Source organism: Duganella sp. 1411 (assembly GCF_017833525.1).
Lineage (GTDB): Bacteria > Pseudomonadota > Gammaproteobacteria > Burkholderiales > Burkholderiaceae_D > Rugamonas.
On the sequence record NZ_JAFICD010000006.1, the window covers coordinates 224,201 to 246,399 of the forward strand.

A 22,199-nucleotide genomic window follows, 5' to 3' on the forward strand; every position below is an offset into this window, starting at 1 on the left:
TCCTGATTACTTACGTGCAGCCAAGACTTCGGCCGGTTGAACGATGTTTTCGGCGGCCTTGTTCGACCAGCTGTTACGCGTATAGGTGATGACGGCGGCGATATCGGTGTCGGACAGCTGTTTCCACGACGGCATCTCGGCCGGGAACCTGCCGCTCTTCTGGCCGTTGAGCAGCACGTGGATCTGGTCCGCTTTCGGGCCGTTGACCACGGCCGAGCCGTCGAGCGCGGCGAACGCGCCCGGCACGCCCTTGCCGGTGGCCTGGTGGCACACCACGCAATTGGTCGTGTAGACCTTCTCGCCCTTGGTTTTCAGTTCGTCGATGGTCCAGGTCTTGTTCGGATCGTCGGCCAGCGCCGCCATTTCCTTTTTCTTGCCGTCGACCCAGGTCTTGTACTCGGCGTCGGTGACGACCTTGACGACGATCGGCATGAACGCGTGCTCCTTGCCGCACAGCTCGGAGCAATAGCCGCGGTAGGTGCCGGTGTGGTCGGCCTTGAACCAGGTGTCGCGCACGAAGCCGGGGATGGCGTCCTGCTTGACGCCGAAGGCCGGGATCGACCACGAGTGGATCACGTCGTTGGCGGTGGTGACCATGCGGATCTTTTTATTGACCGGCACCACCACCTCGTTGTCGACTTCCATCAGGTAGTTGTCGCCGCGCTGCTCGGTCGGCTCGAAGCCGGGCGCGCCCACCTGCGAGCGCGGGGTCGACAGGTTCGACAGGAAGGAGATGCCCTCGCCCTCGCCCTTGAGGTAGTCGTAGCCCCATTTCCACTGCATGCCGGTGACCTTGATGGTGATGTCGGCGTTGGAGGTGTCCTTCATGCCGACCACGGTGCGGGTGGCGGGCAGCGCCATGCCGATGACGATCAGGAACGGCACCACCGTCCAGGCGATCTCGACTGCGGTCGACTCGTGGAAGGTGGCCGGCTTGTGGCCCAGCGATTTGCGGTGCTTGAAGATGGAGTAGAACATCACGCCGAACACGGCGACGAAGATGACCAGGCACACCACCATCATCCAGGTGTGCAGGTCGTAGATTTGGGAAGCGATCTGGGTCGCGGGGGGCTGCAGGTTCATTTCCCCCTTGACGGGGCCGCCGGTGCCGCCGGTGGCCGCGGTGTAGGTGCCCGCCGTCTCCGCCGCCCACGCTGGGATACTGGCTGCCGTCATCGTCAGCCCGAGCATCAACGATTGAAGTCGCTTCGCATGTGTCATGTTTTCCCCAACCACCCAAGAAATTAAAAAGTATTTTTTTAACGACTCCGGATTTCGGTGAACTGAACCGGCGCCGCTCCTTAAACAACTTCAGGCCCCATGCCAGCCACGTTTGAAAACTTCTTCAACGCGGCCCCGGCGGGACCTTGAGACTTTCAACGCCGTCCCTACATACTGCTTAGGGACAACATAAAAGCCTGATTCTGCTTAATTCAACTGCTTGTTCTTGTTCGTTCTGACTGCTTTCACCCCACGTCGACGAGTTATAGCTGGCGACGTGACATGCTGGCAAAATTAGTCAATGATTATATATAACAACAACGGCGCACATCAACAAATAATCCATTTTGCAACTCTTCCGTCCCTCTCAGCGCACTCAGCTTTACCACAGTGCGAAACGCCAGACGACGGCCAAAACGCCGCAAACCCGCTACTGGCGCGGCTTGCGGGGCAGATCGAAGCGAATGATGGCTTCACCTTTGGAAGTCACTTTCGGCGCCGGCCGGAACGCGTGGCCGTAGATCACCTCGAAGGTTAGCCCCAGCTTGCCGTCCGGACGGCGCGTCTTTTCCAGCGCGTCCAGCATGCGCCGCCAAGCCTGTTTGCCCATCAGTCCCCTGCTCACCGTACCCAGCGGATTGCCGCCCAGCGCGCGCACATCGGCCAGCAGCGCCTTTGGCGTGTCGTAGGTGACGGTGATCACTTCCATGTCCAGCACCGGCGTCGAAAAGCCGACCTCCACCAATTGGTCGCCGAAGTCGTGCATGTCGACGAAGGGCAGCGCGTGCGCGGCCAGGTCGGCCTCGGCGAAGGCCGCCCGCAACTCGCGGAAGGTATCGGGGCCGAAGCACGAAAACATCAGCAAACTATCGACGCGCAGCACGCGGCGCCACTCGGCGAACACGCGGTCCGGCTGGGGGTGCCAATGCAAGGCCAGATTAGACCACACCAGATCGACGGAGTTCGGTCCCATCGGCAACTCGGCGAAATCGCCGCACAACAGATCGACGCCGGTCTTGGCCGGCAACAATTTGCTCAGCAGCAGGTTCAGCGACGACGGTTTGGACGCCTGGCCGCGCGCGGCGCGCAGTTGCGCCTCGGCGGCATCGAGGCCCAGGATCTGGGCGGCGGGGTAGGATTTTTGCAACAGCGGCAGGTCGGCGCCCGCGCCGCAACCGGCGTCGAGCACGCGCTGCGGCGCGATTTTGATCAATTCCAGGCGGTCGAACATGCGCGAGGACACTTCGCGGCGCAGGAAATCGGCCGGCGCGACGCGTTCAGGGCGGGAAAACAGCGCGCGCACGCGCTCCAGGTCGATAGGCGCACTCAGTTTGGGTGGATTTGCGGGCACATGCATCGTGGGTCGGTCTGTAATGCGATAATGTCGGCAGTGTACATGGTTGAACGCGAATGCGACGCCTACGGCCCGCGTTTTTTGCCGGGAGCGTGGCATGAATGGCAAGTTGACCGACCAAACAACAGGCCCGCGCGATGGCGGCAAGCCCGGCCCCGCGGGCGCGCTGTGGCGGCGCCATGGCGCCAGAATATTGCGCGCCCTGCTGCCGACCTCCTGCGCCCTGTGCGGCACCGGCTGCGACGAAACACTGTGTCCGGACTGCGCGGCGCAATTTTTCGGCGCCGGCGCCGCCGTCGCCCGCTGCCGTTGCTGCGCCAACCCGCTGCCTGGCGCCGCCGTGGGCGCCGACCAGCCACCATCGGGAAAGCCGCCCGGCCGCTCGGCAGAACGACTGTGCGGCCAGTGCGCCACGCAGCCGCCGGCCTTCGACGTCACGCTGACGGCGGCCGATTACGCGATGCCGGTCGACCAACTGGTGCTGCAACTGAAATTCGGCCACCGGCTCGCGCTGGCGGCGCTGTTCGCGCGCCTGCTGCGCGACGCCGTGCTGCAACAGCCGGACTTCGTCCTGCCTGCGCTGATCTGCCCGGTTCCGCTGGGACCGCGGCGGCTGGCCGAGCGCGGCTACAACCAGGCGCTGGAAATCGCCCGGCCGCTGGCGCGCAGCCTCGGCGTCGCGCTGCATCCGCGCCTGGCGGCGCGGGTGCGCGAGACGACGGCGCAAAGCAGCGTCGCACCCGAACAGCGCCAGCGCAACATCGCCGGCGCCTTCGCGGTGCCGGACGCCGCGCTGGTGCGCGGCCGGCACATCGGCATCGTCGACGACGTCATGACCAGCGGCGGCACGCTGGACGAACTGGCGGCCACGCTCAAGCGCCACGGCGCCGCGCGCGTGAGCAACCTGGTGTTCGCCCGCACGCCGCCGCATTGAACTGTATTGAGGAGAACATCTTGTTTCACGTAGTGCTGGTCCACCCCGAAATTCCGCCGAACACCGGCAACGTCATCCGCCTGTGCGCCAACACCGGCGCGCAGCTGCACCTGATCGAACCGCTGGGCTTCCCGCTGGAGGATTCGAAGATGAAGCGCGCCGGGCTGGATTACCACGAGTACGCGAAAATGAAGGTGCACGCCGACTGGCAAGCGTTTTTGACGGACCTGCAGCCGGACCCGGCGCGCATGTTCGCCATGACCACGCACGGCTCGTCGCCGTTCGCGCAGGCCAGCTTCCAGCCGGGGGACGTGTTCGTGTTCGGCTCCGAGACCAGCGGCCTGCCGCCGGCGCTGCGCGAGAATTTTCCGCCGGCACAGCGCATCCGCCTGCCGATGCGTCCGGACAACCGCAGCCTGAACCTGTCGAACACGGTGGCGGTGGTGGTGTTCGAGGCCTGGCGCCAGAACGGTTACGCCGGCGGCGCATAGCGGCGCATGAGATACCCTGTAAACACGTAGGGCGGATTAGCGTAGCGTAATCCGCCAATGCGTGAGCCGCCGAGGGCGCATGCATGGCGGATTACGGCGTTCCGCCTAATCCGCCCTACGTGGTTTAGATTGTTCATCCGCCGCGAGTCGGCGGTTCAGCGTCGGCGCCGTCTGGCGATGTAACGGCCCAGCGCCAGCGCGCCCGTGCCGACCGCGCTGACGATCACCGTCGAGGCGGCAAACAGCGCCGGCGGGTTGCGCATGCCCAGCACGTCGGCCGTGAACGCCAGCGCCACCGCCGCCATCAGCTGCGCCGGCAGCATGAAGCGCAACTGCCGGAACGCGGCCGCGTCGCCGCGCTGCCACAGCCGCCACGCCACGTACGTCACCGGTCCCCACAGCACGCCGATGAACGCCAGCACCGCCACGGCGATCAGCAGCAGCCTCATGCCGGACGCTGCGCGCGCACCTTGGTCAGCAACTTGGTCGTCGAGCGGTCATGCTCGAAGTCGATGGCGACCGCCCGCCCGCCGTACGCCAGCACCGCCTGGCCCTCCGGAATCGCGTCCATTTGATAGTCGCCGCCCTTGGCGTAGATTTCCGGCCGCGCCTGCTTTACCACTTCCAGCGCCGTGTCCTCGTCGAAATCGACCACCAGGCTGACCGATTCCAGCGCCGCCAGCACCGCCATACGGTCGGCGCAGGTGTTGAGCGGGCGGTCGTCGCCCTTGCCCAGCCGCTTGACCGACGCGTCCGTGTTGGCGGCCACCACCAGCGACGCCCCCAGCGCGCGCGCCTGCGCCAGGTACGTGACGTGGCCGCGGTGCAGGATGTCGAACACGCCGTTGGTCAGCACCACCGGCTTGGGCAGCGCGGCCACGCGCGCGGCCAGTTGTTCACGGGTGCAAATCTTGTCTTCAAATTGGGGCATGTGGGTCTTTTCGATGTGGTTCATTTGGGTTCGTCGTCCGGCGCTTCCGCTTCGATCTGCATGCTCAGCGTGTCGGCGCCGCCGCGGGCGCCGTCGCCCGGCTCCTTGCGCTCGCCGCGCAGCTTGATCTGCAGCCGCAGGCCGTTGGCCGAGTCGGCGTTGCGGATCGCTTCGTCATAGCCGATGTAGCCCTTATTATAAAGTTCGTACAGCGCCTGGTCGAACGTGCACATGCCCAGCTCGCGCGACTTGTGCATGATTTCCTTGATCGACTGGAAATTGCCCTTGAAGATCATCTCGGCGATCGTCGGCGTGTTCAGCAAAATCTCGATGGCCGCCTTGCGTCCCTGCCCGTCCTCGGTGCGCACCAGCCGCTGCGAGACGATGGCCCGCAGGTTCGACGACAAGTCCATCAACAGCTGGTTGCGCCGCTCCTCCGGGAAGAAGTTGATGATGCGGTCCATGGTCTGGTTGGAGTTGTTCGCGTGCAAGGTGCCCAGGCACAGGTGGCCGGTCTCGGCGAACGCGATCGCGTGCTCCATGGTCTCGGTGTCGCGGATCTCGCCGATCAGGATCACGTCCGGCGCCTGGCGCAAGGTGTTCTTCAGCGCGTTGTGCCACGACAAGGTATCGACGCCGACCTCGCGGTGCGTGATCAGGCAGCCCTTGTTCTTGTGCACGTACTCGACCGGGTCCTCGACCGTGATGATGTGGCCGGCCGAATTGGCGTTGCGGTAGTCGATCATCGCCGCCAGGGTGGTCGACTTGCCGGAACCGGTGCCACCGACCACCAGCACCAGCCCGCGCTTGGTCATGATGACGTCCTTGAGCACCTCGGGCAGGTCGAGCTTTTCAAACGTCGGGATCTCCGAGGCGATGGTGCGGATCACCATCGCCACGTTCTGCTGCTGCACGAAGACGTTGACGCGGAAACGGCACACCTCCGGCAGCGCGATGGCGAAGTTGCATTCGAGCTCGGCCTCGAACTCGCGCTTTTGCTTCTCGTTCATGATCGACAAGGCCAGCGCGCGCGTGACGGCGCCGGTCAGCTTCTGCTGGCTCAGCGGCTTCATCGCGCCCTGCGATTTGATGCTCGGCGGGAAATCGGCGGAAATGAACAAGTCCGATCCGCCCGTGTGGTGCATCACTTTCAACAGCTTATGCAGGTAGGCTTGCGCCTCCTCCGGTCCGAATGTGGTGGACATACACGCCTTCTTTCTCAGGTTTTGCGCCGCCAAGGTGCATTATATCGACACCATTCCGCTACAATGGGCTTTGTAGGTGCACAATTATTGCATCTGTACATTGCCTGTGTTCAAATAGATTCATGACTCTGACCGAACTGAAATACATAGTTGCCGTTGCGCGAGCGAAACACTTCGGCCACGCCGCCGAGGCTTGCTACGTCGCGCAGCCGACGCTGTCGGTCGCCATCAAGAAACTCGAGGACGAGCTCGGCGTGGTGCTGTTCGAACGGGGCGGCGCCGAGATCTCGGTCACCCCGCTGGGCGCGCAGATCGTCGCCCAGGCCGAGCGCGTGCTGGAACAGACCGCCGCGATCAAGGAATTGGCCAAACAGAACAAGGACCCGCTGGCCGGCCCGCTGCGCCTGGGCGTGATCTACACCATCGGCCCGTATCTGCTGCCGCCGCTGGTCAAGGGCATGATAGCCAAGGTGCCGCAGATGCCGCTGATCCTGCAGGAGAACTTCACCGTGCGCCTGCTCGAGATGCTGCGCCAGGGCGAACTCGACGCGGCCATCATGGCGCTGCCGCTGCCGGACCACGGCATGGCGATGCAGGCCTTGTACGACGAACCGTTCGTGGTCGCCATGCCGGCCCAGCACCCGTGGACCAAGCGCAAGACCATCCCCGCCGACGACCTCAAAACCGAAAACATGCTGTTGCTCGGTAACGGACACTGTTTCCGCGACCAGGTACTGGAAGTATGTCCCGAGATGGCGCGCTTCTCGGCGCCGGGCAACGGCATGCAGCGCACCTTCGAAGGCTCGTCGCTCGAAACCATCCGCCACATGGTCGCCAGCGGCATCGGCCTGACCGTGTTGCCGCGCGCCTCGGTGCCGGACATGAACACCACCGAGGGCATGCTGCAGTTCCGCAACTTCGACGCGCCGCAGCCGTCGCGCCGCGTGGTCATTGTCTGGCGCAAGAGTTTCACCCGCAAGGCCGCCATCGACGCCGTCTGCGAGGTCGTCGCCGCCTGCGACCTGCCCGGCATCACCACCCTCTGCGCCGACGCATAAACCGGCCGCCGCCGCGCCATCCCGGCCGGCGTGGAAAAGATTTGCGATAATGCCGGTCTTTCCCCTCACACGACGCGATCGATGAACAAGCTGCAGCTGTACTTCCGCCTGGTCAGACTGGACAAACCCATCGGCACCCTGCTGCTGCTGTGGCCGACTTTATGCGCGCTGTGGCTGGCCTCGGGCGGCAAGCCGGACTGGAAAGTGGTGCTGATCTTCGCGCTCGGCACCCTGCTGATGCGCTCGGCCGGTTGCGCGATCAACGACTACGCCGACCAGGACATCGACAAGCACGTCAAGCGCACCGCGCAGCGCCCCATCACCAGCGGGCGCATCAGCGGCAAGGAGGCGCTGGCCATCGCCGCCCTGCTGGCGCTCGTCTCGTTCTGCCTGATCCTGCCGCTCAACGCGCTCACCAAGCAGCTGTCGGTGGCGGCCGTCGTCATCGCCGGCACCTACCCGTACTTCAAGCGCTTCTTCGCCATCCCGCAGGCGTATCTGGGCATCGCCTTCGGCTTCGGCATCCCGATGGCGTTCGCGGCGCTCCAGAACACGGTGCCGCCGGTGGCCTGGGTGCTACTGCTGGGCAACGTCTTCTGGGCGGTCGCCTACGACACCGAGTATGCGATGGTCGACCGCGACGACGACTTGAAAATCGGCATCCAGACCTCGGCCATCACCTTCGGCCGCTACGACGTCGCCGCCGTCATGCTGTGCTACGGCGCGCACCTGGCGCTGCTGCTGGCGTGCGGCCTGCAACTGGGCCTGGGCGCGTGGTTCGTCGCCGGCCTGGCGGTGGCGGCCGGCATCGCCGCGTATCACTACACGCTGATCCGCGCACGCGAGCGCGACGCGTGTTTTTACGCTTTCCGCCATAATAACTGGCTCGGTGCGGCGGTGTTCGCCGGTATCGCGGTCGACTACGCGCTGCGCTGACACGATTGAGCCAACGCAAAGGCGCCCCATACTTGGCGCCTACACTGGCTATCCCCTTTCACCACGCGACAGACAGGAGGGCATCACCATGGATCAAACTCATCAGAACGGCAATGGCGTCTCCAACGGCCAGGCGGCCAGCGGCGCGGCGCGCGAAAAGCTGATGGACGGCTTGAAGACCGCCATCGGCGAAGCGGAACACTACCTCAGCGACGCCGGCGAGCAAGTCAGCGGCACCGCCTCCGAGGTCCGCGCCCGCTTCGAAGACACGCTGCGCACCGCCAAGAGCGACCTGCGCAAGCTCGAGGACAGCGTCATCGCCCGCAGCCACGAAATCGCCCAAAGCGCCGACGTCTACGTGCGCGACAACCCGTGGAAGGCGGTCGGCCTGGGCGCGGCCGTCGGCGTCCTGGTCGGCATACTGGCCTCGCGCAGATAAGCCGCCGCGGCGGCATCCCGCTTTTTCTCCCGTTTTTTCTCTCCTTCGGCACGCCGCGCAGGCGTGCCGAACTACCAAGTCTCACCAACCTCCCCACACAACGGTAACAGCGCCCGCCGGCGCTTCGCCTGCCGCGCCGCCGATTCGCTTGCGCGCACGGCCCGCTCGCGGCCATGCCCTATTGTTGACACGCGCAAGCTAAGTCCGGCACATCAATGCCGAAAACCACCCCGACAGGAAGCACGCACCTTGCAGATGCATGACGCGGAGCATGCCTCCCGTCGCCGAGGTGCGTCTCCCCGAATGGCCCATCCATCTCTCAACCACTTGAGGCATTTATGAGTTCAACCAGCATCACCTCGTCGCCGCCCCTTTCCCGCCCCAACCATCCGGACAGCCCCCGCTGACCATCACTTCAGAAGAGAGGAAATATCATGAGTTTCTGGCACAAACTGAAGCACGCGTTCCATAACATCGGACATGCGGTCGAGCACGCCGCCAAGGATATCGTGCACGGCGTCGAAAATGTCGCCAAGGATATCGGCCATGCCGCCGAGGAGGCGGCGCACGCGGTCAACGACATCGCCCATGGCCGGCTGCGCGCGGCGTTGAACGACGTCGCCAACGTCGGCACCAGCCTGACCAAGGGCCTGACGGACATGGAGAAGGCCGCCGTCGACGCGGCGGCCGACGCCACCGTCGACCTGCACCTGTCCAAGGCGATGGACAAAATGGCGGCCAACGCCAAGCAGATGGCCAAAAAAATGGCCGACAACACGGTCAACGCGGTCGACAAAGTCGGCCACAGCCTGGCCAACAACACCGCCACCCTGGCCAGCGACGCCGGCCACCTGACCAAGGACGTGTTCACCGGGCACTTCGACGCGGCCAAGCACGACCTGTCCAAAGGCGCCAGCGACTGGGGCCACGCGGTCGGCGACCTGGGCAAGGACGCCGCCACGCTGGCCAAGACCGCCGTTGCCAATGCCGGCGAGGTCGGCAAATGCGCGACCGATTGCGCCGCCGCCGGGCTCGAGGGCATGCACATCTCCAAGTCGGTCGACCGCTTTGCCGAGAAGGCCAGCCACACGATCGACAAGGGCATCGACACCACGGTCAAGATCACCGACCAGGTGGCCGACGGCGTCGCCAAGGACCTGGCCGGCACGGTGGACGGCGCGGTCGCCATGACCAAGGACGTCGTCAGCGGCCACGGCGGCCAGGCGCTGCGGGACGGGCTGAACACCGCCGTGAGCGCCGTCTCGCTGGCGTGCGACTTGACGCCGGAAGGCCTGGCGGCCAACGCCGCCATCGCCACCATGCAGACCGCCCACATCGGCAACGCCATGGTGCAGGACGTGGTGGGCGGCTTGATCGGCGGGCCCAAGGGCCTGTTGAAACGCGCGGCGGAAACCGGCGTCGGCGTCGGCGTCAACGAGGCGCTGCAGAAGGCGACCAACGGCCATGGCGGCGAAGCGCTGATGCTGGGCGGCGCGGCGCTGGGCATGATGGGGTCGCGTCACGGCGGCCACGGCGAGACGCCGCATACCGGCGCGCCGTCGCCGGCGGGCATGCATCACCCGGACGCGGGCGCGCCGCCGCCTGGTTACGCGCATGGCCCGGAGGCCAAACCGGAGGCCAAACCCGAAGCCAAATCCGAAGCCAAACCGGAGAAGCCGGCGTCCAACTGGCATGAAGTCCTCGGTGTCGGCCCGAACGCCACCCGTGGCGAGATCAACCAGGCCTACCGCAAGCTGTCGCTGCAACACCATCCGGACAAGGGTGGCGACGTCGAGAAGCAGAAGGAAATCAACAACGCGCGCGACGCCGCCCTGGCCGATCTGGAGAAGCGCACCAAGGCAGGCAACGGTCCCGAGGTGAAACCGGAAGCGAAGCCGGAGACCAAGTCCGAAACCAAGCCGGAAGCGAAGCCGGAGACCAAGTCCGAGGCTAAGCCTGAAACGAAGCCGGAGACGAAGTCCGAAGCCAAGCCGGAGACGAAACCCGAAGCCAAGCCCGAAGCGAAGACGGTGACCAGGTTGCTAATCGAGCCTGAAGCGAAGCCAGAAGCGAAGACTGAAGCGAAGCCCGAGGCCAAGCCGGAGACCAAATCCGAGAGCAAATCCGAGACCAAGCCGGACACCGCGTCCGCGCCCCGGCCGTGGAACGAGGTACTCGGTGTCGGTCCCGACGCGACCCGCGACGAGATCAACCAGGCCTACCGCAAGCTGTCGCTGCAACACCATCCGGACAAAGGCGGCGATCCCGAGAAGCAGAAGGAGATCAACAACGCGCGCGACGCCGCCCTGGCCGACCTGGACAAGCGCGAATCGGTCAAGGATAAAGACAAGGACTCGGTGGCTGACTCGGTCGGCAACGTGGCTGGCACGGCCGGGACCCTGGCCGGCTCGGCCGAAGCCGCCGCCACGATCGCGGCGGCCCAGGCCTCGGCCGCCATCACCATGGCGGCCCAGACCGCGATGGCGGCGATCCAGAACCAGATCGCGCTGAACGAGGCCCTGTGCCACGTGCAAGAGGAGCTGGGCAAAGGCGTCAAGTCGCTGGCGCAATAACGTCGTTCCCCGCAACGCCAACGGGCCGGTTCCAGCTACATCGCTGGAACCGGCCCGTTTTTTTGCGCGCGCCGTGCGGCGGCGGGTTATCAGTTGGCCGCGCCCAGCTCGTCGCCCATCTCCTTGCCTCGCGCAGCGGCCGCCTTGACGGCCGTGACGATGGCCGCCTTGACGCCGCTTTGCTCCATGCTGGTGAGCGCCGCATACGTGGTGCCGCCCTTGGACGTGACGCGCTCGCGCAACAGCGAGACCGGCTCGCTGGAACGGGTGGCCAGCTGCGCCGCGCCGGCGAACGTCGCCAGCGCCAGCTGAGTGCCCTGCTCCGCGCTCAGGCCCAATTCGGCGGCCGCCTGCTGCATCGCCTCGATAAAGTAGAACACGTAGGCCGGACCGCTGCCCGACACCGCCGTCACCGCGTCGATCTTGGCCTCGTCGTCGAGCCACACGGTGGGGCCGACCGCGCGCAGGATATCGTCGGCGGCCTGCTTCTGCTCGGCGCTGACGCCGGCGGCGGCGACCATGCCGGTGATGCCCATGCCGATCAAGGCCGGCGTGTTCGGCATGCAGCGCACGATGGCGCCGTAGCCGCCCAGCCAGCGCGACAGGTCGGCGCTGCGGATGCCGGCCGCGACCGACACGATCAGCGTCCGCTTGGCCTGGTCCAGCAGCGGCAGCAGCTGGGCGGCAACCTCGCGCATGCTCTGCGGCTTGATCGCCAACACGATCACATCGGCCGCGCCGAGGGCGGCGTCGGCGGCGGCGGCGGTAGTCACGCCGTATTGCTGCCGCAGTTTTTCCAGCGACGCCGGATTGGGGTCGACCACGTGGATGTTGGCGCCGTCGGTCAGCTTGCCGGCCAGGCCGGCGATCAACGCGGAGGCCATGTTGCCGCCGCCAATAAATGCAATCTTCATATCAAGCCTTGTAAGTTCGTGATCCAAAAATGGCGCTGCCGACGCGCACGATGGTGGCGCCCTCGAAGATCGCCGCGCGCAGGTCGGCCGACATGCCCATCGACAGCGTATCGAGCGCCAGGCCGTCGGCGCGCAATTGTTCGTACAACAGACGCAGGCGCGCGAACGCGGCGCGCTGCTGGTCGAATTCCACGGCCGGCTCGGGGATCGCCATCAGGCCGCGCAACGTCAGATTGGGCAGCGCCGCGACCTTGTGGGCCAGCGCCGCCACCTCGTCCGGGGCGACGCCGCTCTTGCTGGCCTCGCCGCTGATATTGACTTGCAAACAGATTTGCAGCGGCGCCATGCCGGCCGGCCGCTGCTCGGACAGGCGCTGCGCGACCTTCTCGCGCTCGACGGTGTGGACCCAGTCGAAGTGCTCGGCGATGGGCCGCGTCTTGTTGCTCTGGATGGGGCCGATGAAATGCCACTCCAACGGCGCCGGCTGGTCGCGCAGCGCGGCGATCTTGTCGAGCGCCTCCTGCAAATAGTTCTCGCCGAACGCCCGCTGGCCGGCCGCGACCGCCTCGAGCACGGCTTGCGGACCGAAAGTCTTGGATACGGCCAGCAAGCGCACGGCCTGCGGCGCACGGCCGGATTCTTGAGCGGCGGCAACGATAGTCGCGGTGATTGCTTGCAAGTTTTGGGGGATCGGGGACATAATCATCGAGTAAAAGACAGCGGTAAGCGTCATCACACCAACGCCAGGCAGGGATTATAAATGGACATATCCGAACTTCTCGCATTCTCCGTCAAGAACAAGGCTTCGGATCTGCACCTGTCGGCGGGGCTGCCGCCGATGATACGGGTGCACGGCGACGTGCGGCGCATCAATCTGCCGCCGCTCGAGCACAAGGACGTGCACGGCATGATCTATGACATCATGAACGACGGCCAGCGCAAGGCGTACGAGGAGATGCTGGAGGTCGACTTCTCGTTCGCGATCCCGGGGCTGGCGCGGTTCCGCGTCAACGCCTACAACCAGGAGCGCGGCGCCTCGGCGGTGCTGCGCACGATCCCGTCGAAGATCCTCAGCCTCGAGGAGCTCAACGCGCCGAAGATCTTCGCCGAGTTCGCGCTCAAGCCGCGCGGGCTGGTGCTGGTGACGGGGCCGACGGGCTCGGGCAAATCGACGACGTTGGCGGCGATGGTCAACCACCTCAACGAAAACAAGTACGGCCACATCCTGACGATCGAGGACCCGATCGAGTTCGTGCACGAATCGAAGAAATGCCTGATCAACCAGCGCGAGGTGGGGCCGCACACGCTGTCGTTCAACAACGCGCTGCGCTCGGCGCTGCGGGAGGACCCGGACGCGATCCTGGTGGGCGAGCTGCGCGACCTGGAAACGATCCGGCTGGCGTTGTCGGCGGCCGAGACGGGCCACCTGGTGTTCGGCACCTTGCACACGTCGTCGGCGGCCAAGACGATCGACCGCATCGTCGACGTCTTCCCGGCCGACGAAAAGGAGATGGTGCGGGCGATGCTGTCGGAATCGCTGCAGGCGGTGATCTCGCAGACGCTGCTCAAGACCAAGGACGGCGCCGGGCGGGTGGCGGCGCACGAGATCATGGTGGCGACGCCGGCGATCCGCAACCTGATCCGCGAATCGAAGATCGCGCAGATGTACTCGGCGATCCAGACCGGCAGCAACGTCGGCATGCAAACCCTGGACCAGAACCTCACGGACCTGGTGCGGCGCAACGTCATCTCCGCCGCCGCCGCCCGCAGCGCCGCCAAAACCCCCGACAACTTCCCCGGCTAAAACGCCAAACTCCGGGGTCAGGTCCACCATTTCTACACGGGCTGTGCCGTAGTGGCCACTACGGCACAGCCCGTGTAGAAATGGTGGACCTGACCCCGGATTGAAAGGAATACCATGGAACGCGACCAGGCCTCCAAATTCATGTTCGATCTGCTGCGCTTGATGACCAGCAAAAAAGGCTCGGACCTGTTCATCACCGCCGGCTTTCCACCGGCGATCAAGATCGACGGCAAGATGACGCCCGTGTCGTCCCAGGTGCTGACCGCCGCCCATACCGTCGACCTGGCACGCTCCATCATGAACGATAAGCAGACCGCGTCGTTCGAGCTGACCAAGGAGGCCAACTTCGCCATCAGCCCCGGCGACCTGGGCCGCTTCCGGGTGTCGGCGTTTGTGCAGATGAGCTCGGTCGGCATGGTGCTGCGGACCATCACCAGCGACATCCCCAAACTCGACGACCTCGGCCTGCCCGAGGTGCTCAAGGACGTCGTCATGGCCAAGCGCGGCCTGGTGATCATGGTCGGCGCCACCGGTTCCGGCAAGTCCACCACCCTGGCGGCCATGGTCAACCACCGCAACGAGCACAGCTACGGCCACATCATCACCATCGAGGACCCGGTCGAGTACGTCCACCCGCACAAGAACTGCATCATGACCCAGCGCGAAGTCGGCGTCGACACCGACGATTGGGCAGTGGCGCTGAAAAACACGCTGCGCCAGGCCCCCGACGTGATCCAGATCGGCGAGATCCGCGACCGCGAGACCATGGACCACGCGATCGCCTTTGCCGAGACCGGCCACCTGTGCCTGGCCACCCTGCACGCCAACAGCGCCAACCAGGCGCTCGACCGCATCATCAATTTCTTCCCCGAGGAGCGCCGCCAGCAGTTGCTGATGGACCTGTCGCTGAACCTGAAGGGCATGATTTCCCAGCGCCTGATCCCGCGCAAGGAGGCCAAGGGCCGCGCGGTGGCGATCGAGATCATGCTCAATTCGCCGCTGATCTCGGACCTGATCTTCAAAGGCCAGGTCCACGAGATCAAGGAGCTGATGAAGAAGTCGCGCGAGCTGGGCATGCAGACCTTCGACCAGTCGCTGTTCGATCTGCACGAAGCCGATATCATCACGTACGAGGACGCGCTGCGCAACGCCGATTCCGTCAACGACCTGCGACTGGCTATCAAGCTGGAAGGCAAGGCCGCCAAGAACCGCGACCTGTCGGCCGGCACCGAACATCTCGGCATCATCTGAAAAGGACACACCCATGAGCACCATCTTCGACCTCTCCGCCGACAGCCTGGCGGGTGCCCCCGTCGACCTGCGCCAATACCAGGGCCGGGTCCTGTTGATCGTCAACACCGCCAGCAAGTGCGGCTTCACGCCCCAGTACCAGGGCCTCGAGCAGGTCTACCAACAATTCAAGGACCGGGGCGTGACCGTGCTCGGCTTCCCGTGCAACCAGTTCGGCGGGCAGGAGCCGGGACAGGCCGACGAGATCGGCGCCTTCTGCGAGAAGAACTACGGCGTCACCTTCCCGCTGTTCGCCAAGATCGACGTCAACGGCGAGCACGCCCACCCGCTGTTCGCCAAGCTGAAGAAGGACGCGCCCGGCATCCTCGGCACCGAGGCGATCAAGTGGAATTTCACCAAGTTCCTGGTCCGCAAGGACGGCACCGTCTTCAACCGCTACGCGCCGGCCACCAAGCCGGAGGAACTGGTGGCCGACATCGAAAAGCTGCTGGCCGAATAAAATCCACCAAAACTGTCCAGTACATCCCGTCAATTCCGCCTGCGTTTTCTGAAAAACGTGCCTTAGGTTAACTTTTCGGTAATAATGGCCCTTGGTCCTTTCCAATCGAATCAGTTACCTATGTCCGTGTTTGGAAAACTACTGTCACCGTGGCTGCGGATGGGAATGTATTCCCGTCTGTTCGTGCCCATTTTCATCATCATCGCGATGGTGGTGGGCGTGCGCTACACGCTGCTGTTCCAGGGCGAGACCGCCACCGCCGACGCCCGCTATCAACAGGATGCCAGCGACATCGGCATCTACCTGCACAAGGCGCTGCTGCCGGCGCTGGCCGTCCCCGACCGCGCCGCGCTCGACGGCACGCTGGCCGACGCCCTGCTGCTCAGTCCCGATCTGGTCGCCGCCCGCCTGGACTACGCCGGCGGCCATCTGGAGGCGCTGCGCCAGCCGCCGCCACGGGCGGACTTCCCGGCGTGGTTCGGCAAGCTGCACCCGCTGGTGCCGATCCGCCGCCACATCTACATCGGCACCGCCAGCCTGGTGCTGGAGTTCGATCCGGCGCTGCCGGTGGCCGCCGTCTGGGCCTCGGTCTGGAAGCAGATGGTCATCACCGCCATCAACGTCGCCGTCATCTACACGCTGCTGGGGATTATCATCTACGCCAACAAGCGCATGCTCAAGCGCCTCAACGACGCCACCCGGCGCTTCCAGGGCGGCGAGCACGATGTGCGGCTGCCGGTCGGCGGCACGCTGGAGGCGCGCATGCTGGCGGTCACCTTCAACAACATGGCGCAGCGCGTGCAGGCGCTGGTCGACAAGCTGCAACTGAGCGAGAAAGAGCTCAGCGAGCAGCTCAAACGCACGCTGGCCGCGCAAGACCAGCTGCAGGCGCAAAAGGAGCGCATCGAGGTGACGCTGGCGTCCATCGGCGACGCCGTCATCACCACCGACCTGACGGGGAAAATCGAATCGATCAACCAGGTCGCCCAGCAGCTCACCGGCTGGCCGGAGGCGCACGCGCGCGGCATGGAGCTGCACCAGGTGTTTGTGTTGGCGAATAACTTCGGCCAGCACTCGCTGCTCAAGGCGATGTCGGCGATTTACGGCGGCGGCGAGGTGGTCAAGGTCGGCAACCAGAGCCTGCGCAACCGGCACGGCCAAACCATGACCGTGGAGTACACGGCCAACGGCATCCGCGCCGCCCACGGCGAGGTGCAAGGCTCGGTGCTGGTGTTCCGCGACGTCACCGAACGCCGCCAGTTGATGCAGCAGATCTCCTGGCAAAGCAACCACGACATCCTGACCGGCCTGCCCAACCGCGCGGCGCTGGCGGCGCGCTTCGAAAACGAGGTCGCGCACGCGCGCGAGCGTGACTATCTGCTGGCCGTGTGCCTGTTCGACCTGGACCACTTCCAGCAGGTCAACGACGCGCTGGGCCACGCCATCGGCGACGAGGTGCTCAAACAGGTGGCCAGCCGCCTGCACGACTTCGCCGGCCAGCGCCACTACGTCGCGCGCCTGGGCGGCGACGAATTCGTCCTGCTGCTGCCGGAGATGCACTCGCGCGTGGCCGTCGAGGTGGCGATGGAACGGCTGATGACGGCGCTGTCGCGCGACTACCTGTGCGAGGGCAAGACGGTGGCGATGTCCGCCAGCGCCGGCATCGCCGTCTTCACCGGCAACGAGGTCAGCGCCGACAGCCTGCTGCGCCAGGCCGACCAGGCGCTGTACCAGGCCAAGATGATGGGCCGCAAACGCTTCCACTTCTTCGACGCCGACCTCGACGAGCAGGTGCGCACCCATCACAACCGCCGCACCGAGGTGCGCACGGCCTTGCGCGCCGGCGAGCTGCGGCTGTACTACCAGCCCAAGCTGGACATGCGCAAGGGCCGCATCATCGGCATGGAAGCGCTGCTGCGCTGGCAGCATCCGGTGCGCGGCGTCGTCGGGCCGGCGGAGTTCCTGCCCATCGTCGAACACAGCGACGTGATCGTCGACATCGGCGAATGGGTGCTGCGCGAAGCCCTGCGCCAGCTGCAGCAATGGCGCGTCTTCGATCCGACGTGGGTCATCAGCGTCAACATCGCCGCCCGCCATTTCCAGCGCAGCGATTTCGTCGACCGCCTCACCACGATCCTGTCGGAGTTCCCGGACGTGCCGCCGCACATGCTGGAGCTGGAGATCCTGGAGTCGTCGGCGCTCAGCGACATCAATCACGTGCGCAGCATCATGCTCGATTGCCAGGCGCTGGGCATCAGTTTCGCGCTCGACGATTTCGGCACCGGCTACTCGTCGATGTCCTACCTCAAGCGGCTGCCGGCGGACGTGTTAAAGATCGATCAAAGCTTCGTGCGCAACATGCTGGTCGACCGCGACGACCTGCATCTGGTCAGCGCGGTCATCGGCCTGGCCAGGTCGTTCGGGCTGGGCGTGATCGCCGAGGGCGTCGAGACGGTCGAACACGGCGCCATGCTGATGCGGCTGGGCTGCGATCTGGTGCAGGGCTACGGCATCGCGCGGCCGATGCCGGCGGACGAGGTGCTGGAGTGGGTGGCCGGCTTCGACATGGCGCCGACGTGGCAGGCCGCCGCCGGCTTGCCGCCGATCGTCAACCTGCACGGCCAGGAACCGGCCGGCGGCACCGCGCAAATCCCGTTGTTCGCACCGACGTAACGCGGGCGGCTCAACGGCGCTTGCGCCCCGCCAGCGCGCGATCAATCAACTCGATCCAATGCAACACCGGCGTCAGCGTCCCCGACTGCAAATGCGCCGTGCAACCGACATTGGCCGAGACGATGGTCGCCGCCCCCGTATCGGCCAGGTTGGCCAGCTTGCGGTCGCGCAGCTGCAGCGACAACTCCGGCTGCAGCAGCGAATACGTACCCGCCGAGCCACAGCACAAATGACTGTCCGCGCACAACACCACATCGACACCGACGGCGCGCAGCACCCCCTCCACCTTGCCGCGTATCTGCTGCCCGTGCTGCAGCGTGCAAGGCGGATGATAAGCCACCCGCTCCTTGATGACGGCGCCAAGGCGCGCCAGCCCCTCCTCGAACTCCGGCATGATTTCGCTCAAATCGCGTGTCAGCATCGAGATGCGCGCCGCCTTGCCGACATACTCACTGTCATGCGCCAGCAGATGCCCGTAATCCTTGACCATGGAACCGCAGCCCGACGCCGTCATGACGATCGCCTCCGCCCCACGCTCGATATACGGCCACCACGCATCGATATTGCGCCGCATATCATCCAGCGCCGCCTCATGATCGTTCAGGTGATGACGCACCGCGCCGCAGCAGCCGGCCTTGGGCGCGACGATCAGTTGCACCCCCAACGCATCGAGCACGCGCGCGGCGGCGGCGTTGATGTTGGGCGCCATGCCCGGCTGCACGCAGCCTTCCAGCACCAGCATCTTGCGCCCGCGCTCGCGCGTCGGCCAGGCGCCGGCGCGCGCCCTTTCCGGAATCTTGTCCTGCATCGCGGGCGACAGCAGCGGGCGGAAAAGCTGGCCGGCGCGTAAAGCCGCCGTGAAGACCGCCTTGCGCGGCAAGGCCTCTTTCAGCACCTTGCGCTTAAACCGCTCCATCAGCGGACGCTCGACACGCTCCTCCACCACCTTGCGGCCGATGTCGATCAGCCGCCCGTACTGGACCCCGGACGGACAGGTGGTTTCGCAGTTGCGGCACGTCAGGCAGCGGTCCAGATGCGTTTGCGTCTTGGCGGTGACCTCCGCCCCCTCCAGCACCTGCTTGATCAGATAAATCCTGCCGCGCGGCCCGTCCAGCTCATCGCCGAGCAGCTGATAGGTGGGGCAGGTCGCCGTGCAAAAGCCGCAGTGGACGCAGGAGCGCAGAATGGCGTCGGCCTCTTCGCCTTCGGGCGTGTTCTTGATGAAATCGGCGAGATTGGTTTGCATGGGATTTCTCAGTACATGCGGCCGGGATTGAAGATCCCCGCCGGATCGAAGGACCGCTTCAGCCGGTCGTGGATCTTCGCCACGGCCGGCGCCAGGGGATGGAACACGCCGACCTGCCTTTGCCCGCCACGGAACAGCGTCGCATGCCCGCCCGCCGCCGCCACCGACCGGCGGATGCCGTCCGTCTGCCCGGCGTCGCACTCGGCCACCTTGAGCCAGCGCTGGGCGCCGCCCCACTCGATCAACTGCTCGCCGCCCAGGATGATGGCACTGGCGGCCGGCGGCACCGACAGGCGCCACAAGCTGCCGCCGCCGCCAAAGTAAGCGTGCGACTGGTCGCGCAACGACGCCCAGAACGCCGGGCCGTCGTCGAGCCCCGCGCCGCCCAGCGTGCGCCGCGCCGCCGCCACCGCCGCCTCCGCGCCGGACAGCCGCAGCGACAGCGCGCCCTGGTGCCAGCAGCTCGCCGATATCGGCAACGGCTGGCCGGCCCACTCGTTCATCCGCGTCAACGCCTCGATCTCGCTCATGTCGAAGCGCAGGCTCGCCTCGCTCACCGGCACGGGCAGCACCTTGAGCGACACCTCCAGTATCAATCCCAGGGTGCCGAGCGAACCGGCCAGCAGGCGCGAGACGTCGTAGCCGGCGACGTTCTTCATCACCTGGCCGCCGAAGCGCAGCGCCTCGCCGCGTCCATCCATCAGCACCGCGCCGAGCACGAAGTCGCGCACGGCGCCGGCACTGGCGCGGCGCGGTCCGGACAGGGCGCTGGCGACCACGCCGCCGATCGTCGAGCCGGGGCCGAAATGCGGCGGCTCGAAAGCCAGCATCTGGTTGTGCTCGGCCAGCAGCGCCTCGATCTCGGCCAGCGGCGTGCCGCAGCGCGCGGTGATCACCAGCTCGGTCGGTTCGTACGACACGATGCCGGTATAGGCGCGCGTGTCGAGCGGCTCACCGTCGAACGCCTGGCCATACCAGTCCTTGGTGCCGCCGCCGCGTATGCGCAGCGGCGTGCCGGCGGCGGTGGCGGCGGCGATGCGCGCGCCGAACCGCGCGGCGATGTCGGTCAACGAGTTGGTCGATGCGTCGTTCATGTGGCTCCGTTCAAAAATGCGGCAGATGGGCGAACGGCAGCGCGCCGCCGCTGACGCGCATCTTGCCGAATTCGGCGCAGCGGTTCAGGGTCGGTATCGCCTTGTCCGGATTGAGCAAGCCGGCCGGATCGAACGCGCGCTTGACCGAGAAGAACGCCTCCAGCTCGGACGGGGCGAACTGCACGCACATCGAATCGATCTTTTCGATGCCCACGCCATGCTCGCCGGTGATGGTGCCGCCCACCGCCACGCACAGCGCCAGGATCTCGGCGCCGAAGGCCTCGGCGCGTTCGAATTCGTCGGGGACGTTGGCGTTGAAGAGGATCAGCGGATGCAGATTGCCGTCGCCGGCATGGAACACATTGGCGCAGCGCAGGCCATACTTGGTCTCCATGGCCGCGATGCCGGTCAGGACCTCGCCCAGGCGCTTGCGCGGTATCGTGCCGTCCATGCAGTAGTAGTCCGGCGAGATGCGGCCGGCCGCCGGAAAGGCGTTCTTGCGGCCGGACCAGAACTTGAGCCGCTCCGCCTCCGACTGCGACACGGCGATCGCGCTGGCGCCGGCCGTTTGCAGCACGGCGGACATGCGGGCGATCTCCTCCTCCACCTCCTCGGCGGTGCCATCGGCCTCGCACAGCAGGATCGCGGCGGCGTCGGTGTCGTAGCCCGCCCGGACGAACGGCTCGACCATGCGCGACGAGGTTTGATCCATCATTTCCAGCCCGGCCGGGATGATGCCCGCCGCGATCAGCGCGGCCACCGCCTCGCAGCCGTCCACCACCCGGCCGAACGACGCCATGATCACGCGCGCCGTCGCCGGCTTGGGAATCAGCCTGACCGTCACCTCGGTCACGATGCCGAGCATGCCCTCCGAGCCGATGAAGACCGACAGCAGATCGAGCCCCGGCGCGTCGAGCGCCTCGCCGCCCAGCTCCACCACGTCGCCGTCGATGGTCACCATGCGCACGCGCAGCACGTTGTGCACCGTCAGGCCGTACTTCAGGCAATGCACGCCGCCGGAGTTCTCCGCCACGTTGCCGCCGATGGTGCAGGCGATCTGCGACGACGGATCGGGCGCGTAGTACAAGTTGTGCCGCGCCGCCGCCTCGGAGATCGCCAGGTTGCGCACGCCCGGCTGGACCACCGCCGTGCGCGAATACGCGTCCATGCGCACGATCTGGTTCAGGCGCGCGGTCGACAGCACCACGCCATCGGCGATCGGCATCGCGCCGCCGGACAAGCCAGTGCCGGCGCCGCGCGGCACGATCGGCACATTCAATTCGCGGCACACGCCCAGCACGGCGACGATCTGCGCCTCGCTGTCGGGCAGCACGACGATCATCGGCAACTGGCGGTAGGCGGCCAAACCGTCGCATTCGTAAGGGCGGGTATCCTCGGGCGCGGACAGGATGGCGCGTGCGGGCAGCACTTTGTGCAACGCCTCGGAAACCTGGGCGCGACGGCTGGCGATATCGGCCAACACGGCAGCTTCGGGTATGGCAGTGTTCATGGGAGCGGCGCCTGAAAACACGAGTGAGTCTCGATTGTAAGCACAAACGCCCGGGCAGGCGATATC

Annotated in this window: 20 protein-coding genes; 10 read left to right on the plus strand and 10 right to left on the minus strand. The window is 65.9% G+C overall.

All coding sequences use genetic code 11. From position 1 onward, the window contains the following. Nucleotides 1–6: 6 nt before the first annotated feature. Nucleotides 7–1,221 carry a cytochrome c oxidase subunit II gene (coxB, locus tag JOD97_RS25940; RefSeq protein ID WP_209724991.1) on the minus strand — a complete coding sequence of 405 codons (1,215 nt, stop codon included), beginning with the start codon at nucleotides 1,219–1,221 and terminating at the stop codon, nucleotides 7–9. A gap of 430 nt (nucleotides 1,222–1,651) precedes the next feature. Beyond that, nucleotides 1,652–2,578, minus strand: coding sequence for a methyltransferase domain-containing protein (locus JOD97_RS25945; protein WP_209724993.1), 927 nt, complete (start codon nucleotides 2,576–2,578; stop codon nucleotides 1,652–1,654). Between the two features lie 94 nt (nucleotides 2,579–2,672). On the opposite strand from JOD97_RS25945, the gene JOD97_RS25950 reads away from it, so the two are divergent. After that, complete coding sequence (locus tag JOD97_RS25950) at nucleotides 2,673–3,509, plus strand: ComF family protein (RefSeq protein WP_209724995.1); 837 nt, start codon at nucleotides 2,673–2,675, stop codon at nucleotides 3,507–3,509. Nucleotides 3,510–3,529: 20 nt separating this feature from the next. After that, the gene (gene trmL / locus JOD97_RS25955; protein WP_209724997.1) at nucleotides 3,530–4,000 is read left to right on the plus strand and encodes a tRNA (uridine(34)/cytosine(34)/5-carboxymethylaminomethyluridine(34)-2'-O)-methyltransferase TrmL; all 471 of its coding nucleotides are present in this window, start codon (nucleotides 3,530–3,532) and stop codon (nucleotides 3,998–4,000) included. Nucleotides 4,001–4,155: 155 nt separating this feature from the next. Here the strand turns inward: trmL and JOD97_RS25960 are convergent, their stop codons facing one another. The 3 genes from JOD97_RS25960 to JOD97_RS25970 are packed head-to-tail and all read right to left on the minus strand — an operon-like array spanning nucleotide 4,156 to nucleotide 6,136. Beyond that, the gene (locus JOD97_RS25960) at nucleotides 4,156–4,449 is read right to left on the minus strand and encodes a hypothetical protein (protein WP_209724999.1); all 294 of its coding nucleotides are present in this window, start codon (nucleotides 4,447–4,449) and stop codon (nucleotides 4,156–4,158) included. Further along, nucleotides 4,446–4,931 (minus strand): D-glycero-beta-D-manno-heptose 1-phosphate adenylyltransferase, encoded by a 486-nt coding sequence (rfaE2, locus tag JOD97_RS25965; RefSeq protein ID WP_209725378.1) that lies wholly within the window; start codon nucleotides 4,929–4,931, stop codon nucleotides 4,446–4,448. The genes JOD97_RS25960 and rfaE2 overlap by 4 nt, the downstream gene beginning before the upstream one ends. A gap of 20 nt (nucleotides 4,932–4,951) precedes the next feature. Further along, entirely contained in the window at nucleotides 4,952–6,136 is a 1,185-nt protein-coding gene (locus tag JOD97_RS25970; protein ID WP_209725001.1) for a PilT/PilU family type 4a pilus ATPase, read from the minus strand. 122 nt (nucleotides 6,137–6,258) lie between these two features. Here JOD97_RS25970 and JOD97_RS25975 point away from each other — a divergent pair, with 122 nt between their 5' ends. From JOD97_RS25975 to JOD97_RS25990, 4 genes are all read left to right on the plus strand, one after another. After that, nucleotides 6,259–7,194 carry a hydrogen peroxide-inducible genes activator gene (locus JOD97_RS25975; RefSeq protein WP_209725003.1) on the plus strand — a complete coding sequence of 312 codons (936 nt, stop codon included), beginning with the start codon at nucleotides 6,259–6,261 and terminating at the stop codon, nucleotides 7,192–7,194. Between the two features lie 81 nt (nucleotides 7,195–7,275). Then, nucleotides 7,276–8,130, plus strand: coding sequence for a 4-hydroxybenzoate octaprenyltransferase (gene ubiA / locus JOD97_RS25980; RefSeq protein WP_209725005.1), 855 nt, complete (start codon nucleotides 7,276–7,278; stop codon nucleotides 8,128–8,130). Nucleotides 8,131–8,218: 88 nt separating this feature from the next. Further along, nucleotides 8,219–8,569: a YqjD family protein gene (locus JOD97_RS25985; protein WP_209725007.1), complete on the plus strand. Its 351-nt coding sequence runs from the start codon at nucleotides 8,219–8,221 to the stop codon at nucleotides 8,567–8,569. Between the two features lie 434 nt (nucleotides 8,570–9,003). Then, complete coding sequence (locus JOD97_RS25990) at nucleotides 9,004–11,142, plus strand: DnaJ domain-containing protein (RefSeq protein WP_209725009.1); 2,139 nt, start codon at nucleotides 9,004–9,006, stop codon at nucleotides 11,140–11,142. Between the two features lie 89 nt (nucleotides 11,143–11,231). Here the strand turns inward: JOD97_RS25990 and proC are convergent, their stop codons facing one another. Together proC and JOD97_RS26000 are read right to left on the minus strand one after the other, a co-directional pair. Further along, on the minus strand, nucleotides 11,232–12,056 hold the full coding sequence (gene proC / locus JOD97_RS25995; protein WP_209725011.1) for a pyrroline-5-carboxylate reductase: 825 nt from the start codon (nucleotides 12,054–12,056) through the stop codon (nucleotides 11,232–11,234). A 1-nt stretch (nucleotide 12,057) separates the two neighbouring features. Continuing rightward, nucleotides 12,058–12,756 carry a YggS family pyridoxal phosphate-dependent enzyme gene (locus JOD97_RS26000; protein ID WP_209725013.1) on the minus strand — a complete coding sequence of 233 codons (699 nt, stop codon included), beginning with the start codon at nucleotides 12,754–12,756 and terminating at the stop codon, nucleotides 12,058–12,060. 60 nt (nucleotides 12,757–12,816) lie between these two features. Between JOD97_RS26000 and JOD97_RS26005 the strand changes: the two genes are divergently transcribed. The 4 genes from JOD97_RS26005 to JOD97_RS26020 all read left to right on the plus strand — a co-directional run bounded on the left by JOD97_RS26005 (nucleotide 12,817) and on the right by JOD97_RS26020 (nucleotide 18,283). Continuing rightward, a complete protein-coding gene (locus tag JOD97_RS26005) occupies nucleotides 12,817–13,860 on the plus strand; it encodes a type IV pilus twitching motility protein PilT (RefSeq protein WP_209725022.1) in 1,044 nt (347 codons plus the stop codon). A gap of 114 nt (nucleotides 13,861–13,974) precedes the next feature. Further along, a complete protein-coding gene (locus JOD97_RS26010) occupies nucleotides 13,975–15,111 on the plus strand; it encodes a PilT/PilU family type 4a pilus ATPase (RefSeq protein ID WP_209725024.1) in 1,137 nt (378 codons plus the stop codon). A gap of 13 nt (nucleotides 15,112–15,124) precedes the next feature. Beyond that, a complete protein-coding gene (locus JOD97_RS26015; RefSeq protein WP_209725026.1) occupies nucleotides 15,125–15,610 on the plus strand; it encodes a glutathione peroxidase in 486 nt (161 codons plus the stop codon). 159 nt (nucleotides 15,611–15,769) lie between these two features. After that, nucleotides 15,770–18,283, plus strand: a complete 2,514-nt coding sequence (locus tag JOD97_RS26020; RefSeq protein WP_209725029.1) for an EAL domain-containing protein — start codon at nucleotides 15,770–15,772, stop codon at nucleotides 18,281–18,283. Between the two features lie 10 nt (nucleotides 18,284–18,293). On the opposite strand, the gene glcF is transcribed toward JOD97_RS26020, so the two are convergent. The 3 genes from glcF to JOD97_RS26035 are packed head-to-tail and all read right to left on the minus strand — an operon-like array spanning nucleotide 18,294 to nucleotide 22,133. After that, nucleotides 18,294–19,529, minus strand: coding sequence for a glycolate oxidase subunit GlcF (gene glcF / locus JOD97_RS26025; RefSeq protein ID WP_209725031.1), 1,236 nt, complete (start codon nucleotides 19,527–19,529; stop codon nucleotides 18,294–18,296). Nucleotides 19,530–19,537: 8 nt separating this feature from the next. Continuing rightward, nucleotides 19,538–20,623, minus strand: coding sequence for a glycolate oxidase subunit GlcE (gene glcE / locus JOD97_RS26030; protein WP_209725033.1), 1,086 nt, complete (start codon nucleotides 20,621–20,623; stop codon nucleotides 19,538–19,540). A gap of 10 nt (nucleotides 20,624–20,633) precedes the next feature. Further along, nucleotides 20,634–22,133, minus strand: coding sequence for an FAD-linked oxidase C-terminal domain-containing protein (locus JOD97_RS26035; protein ID WP_209725035.1), 1,500 nt, complete (start codon nucleotides 22,131–22,133; stop codon nucleotides 20,634–20,636). Nucleotides 22,134–22,199: the final 66 nt, after the last annotated feature.

Coding starts and splice junctions, on each gene's coding strand:
- coxB (WP_209724991.1), bottom strand. CDS start 1,221: ATGACACATGCGAAGCGACTTCAATCGTTGATGCTCGGGCTGACGATG.
- JOD97_RS25945 (WP_209724993.1), bottom strand. CDS start 2,578: ATGCATGTGCCCGCAAATCCACCCAAACTGAGTGCGCCTATCGACCTG.
- JOD97_RS25950 (WP_209724995.1), top strand. CDS start 2,673: ATGAATGGCAAGTTGACCGACCAAACAACAGGCCCGCGCGATGGCGGC.
- JOD97_RS25960 (WP_209724999.1), bottom strand. CDS start 4,449: ATGAGGCTGCTGCTGATCGCCGTGGCGGTGCTGGCGTTCATCGGCGTG.
- rfaE2 (WP_209725378.1), bottom strand. CDS start 4,931: ATGCCCCAATTTGAAGACAAGATTTGCACCCGTGAACAACTGGCCGCG.
- JOD97_RS25970 (WP_209725001.1), bottom strand. CDS start 6,136: ATGTCCACCACATTCGGACCGGAGGAGGCGCAAGCCTACCTGCATAAG.
- JOD97_RS25975 (WP_209725003.1), top strand. CDS start 6,259: ATGACTCTGACCGAACTGAAATACATAGTTGCCGTTGCGCGAGCGAAA.
- ubiA (WP_209725005.1), top strand. CDS start 7,276: ATGAACAAGCTGCAGCTGTACTTCCGCCTGGTCAGACTGGACAAACCC.
- JOD97_RS25985 (WP_209725007.1), top strand. CDS start 8,219: ATGGATCAAACTCATCAGAACGGCAATGGCGTCTCCAACGGCCAGGCG.
- JOD97_RS25990 (WP_209725009.1), top strand. CDS start 9,004: ATGAGTTTCTGGCACAAACTGAAGCACGCGTTCCATAACATCGGACAT.
- proC (WP_209725011.1), bottom strand. CDS start 12,056: ATGAAGATTGCATTTATTGGCGGCGGCAACATGGCCTCCGCGTTGATC.
- JOD97_RS26000 (WP_209725013.1), bottom strand. CDS start 12,756: ATGTCCCCGATCCCCCAAAACTTGCAAGCAATCACCGCGACTATCGTT.
- JOD97_RS26005 (WP_209725022.1), top strand. CDS start 12,817: ATGGACATATCCGAACTTCTCGCATTCTCCGTCAAGAACAAGGCTTCG.
- JOD97_RS26010 (WP_209725024.1), top strand. CDS start 13,975: ATGGAACGCGACCAGGCCTCCAAATTCATGTTCGATCTGCTGCGCTTG.
- JOD97_RS26015 (WP_209725026.1), top strand. CDS start 15,125: ATGAGCACCATCTTCGACCTCTCCGCCGACAGCCTGGCGGGTGCCCCC.
- JOD97_RS26020 (WP_209725029.1), top strand. CDS start 15,770: ATGGGAATGTATTCCCGTCTGTTCGTGCCCATTTTCATCATCATCGCG.
- glcF (WP_209725031.1), bottom strand. CDS start 19,529: ATGCAAACCAATCTCGCCGATTTCATCAAGAACACGCCCGAAGGCGAA.
- glcE (WP_209725033.1), bottom strand. CDS start 20,623: ATGAACGACGCATCGACCAACTCGTTGACCGACATCGCCGCGCGGTTC.
- JOD97_RS26035 (WP_209725035.1), bottom strand. CDS start 22,133: ATGAACACTGCCATACCCGAAGCTGCCGTGTTGGCCGATATCGCCAGC.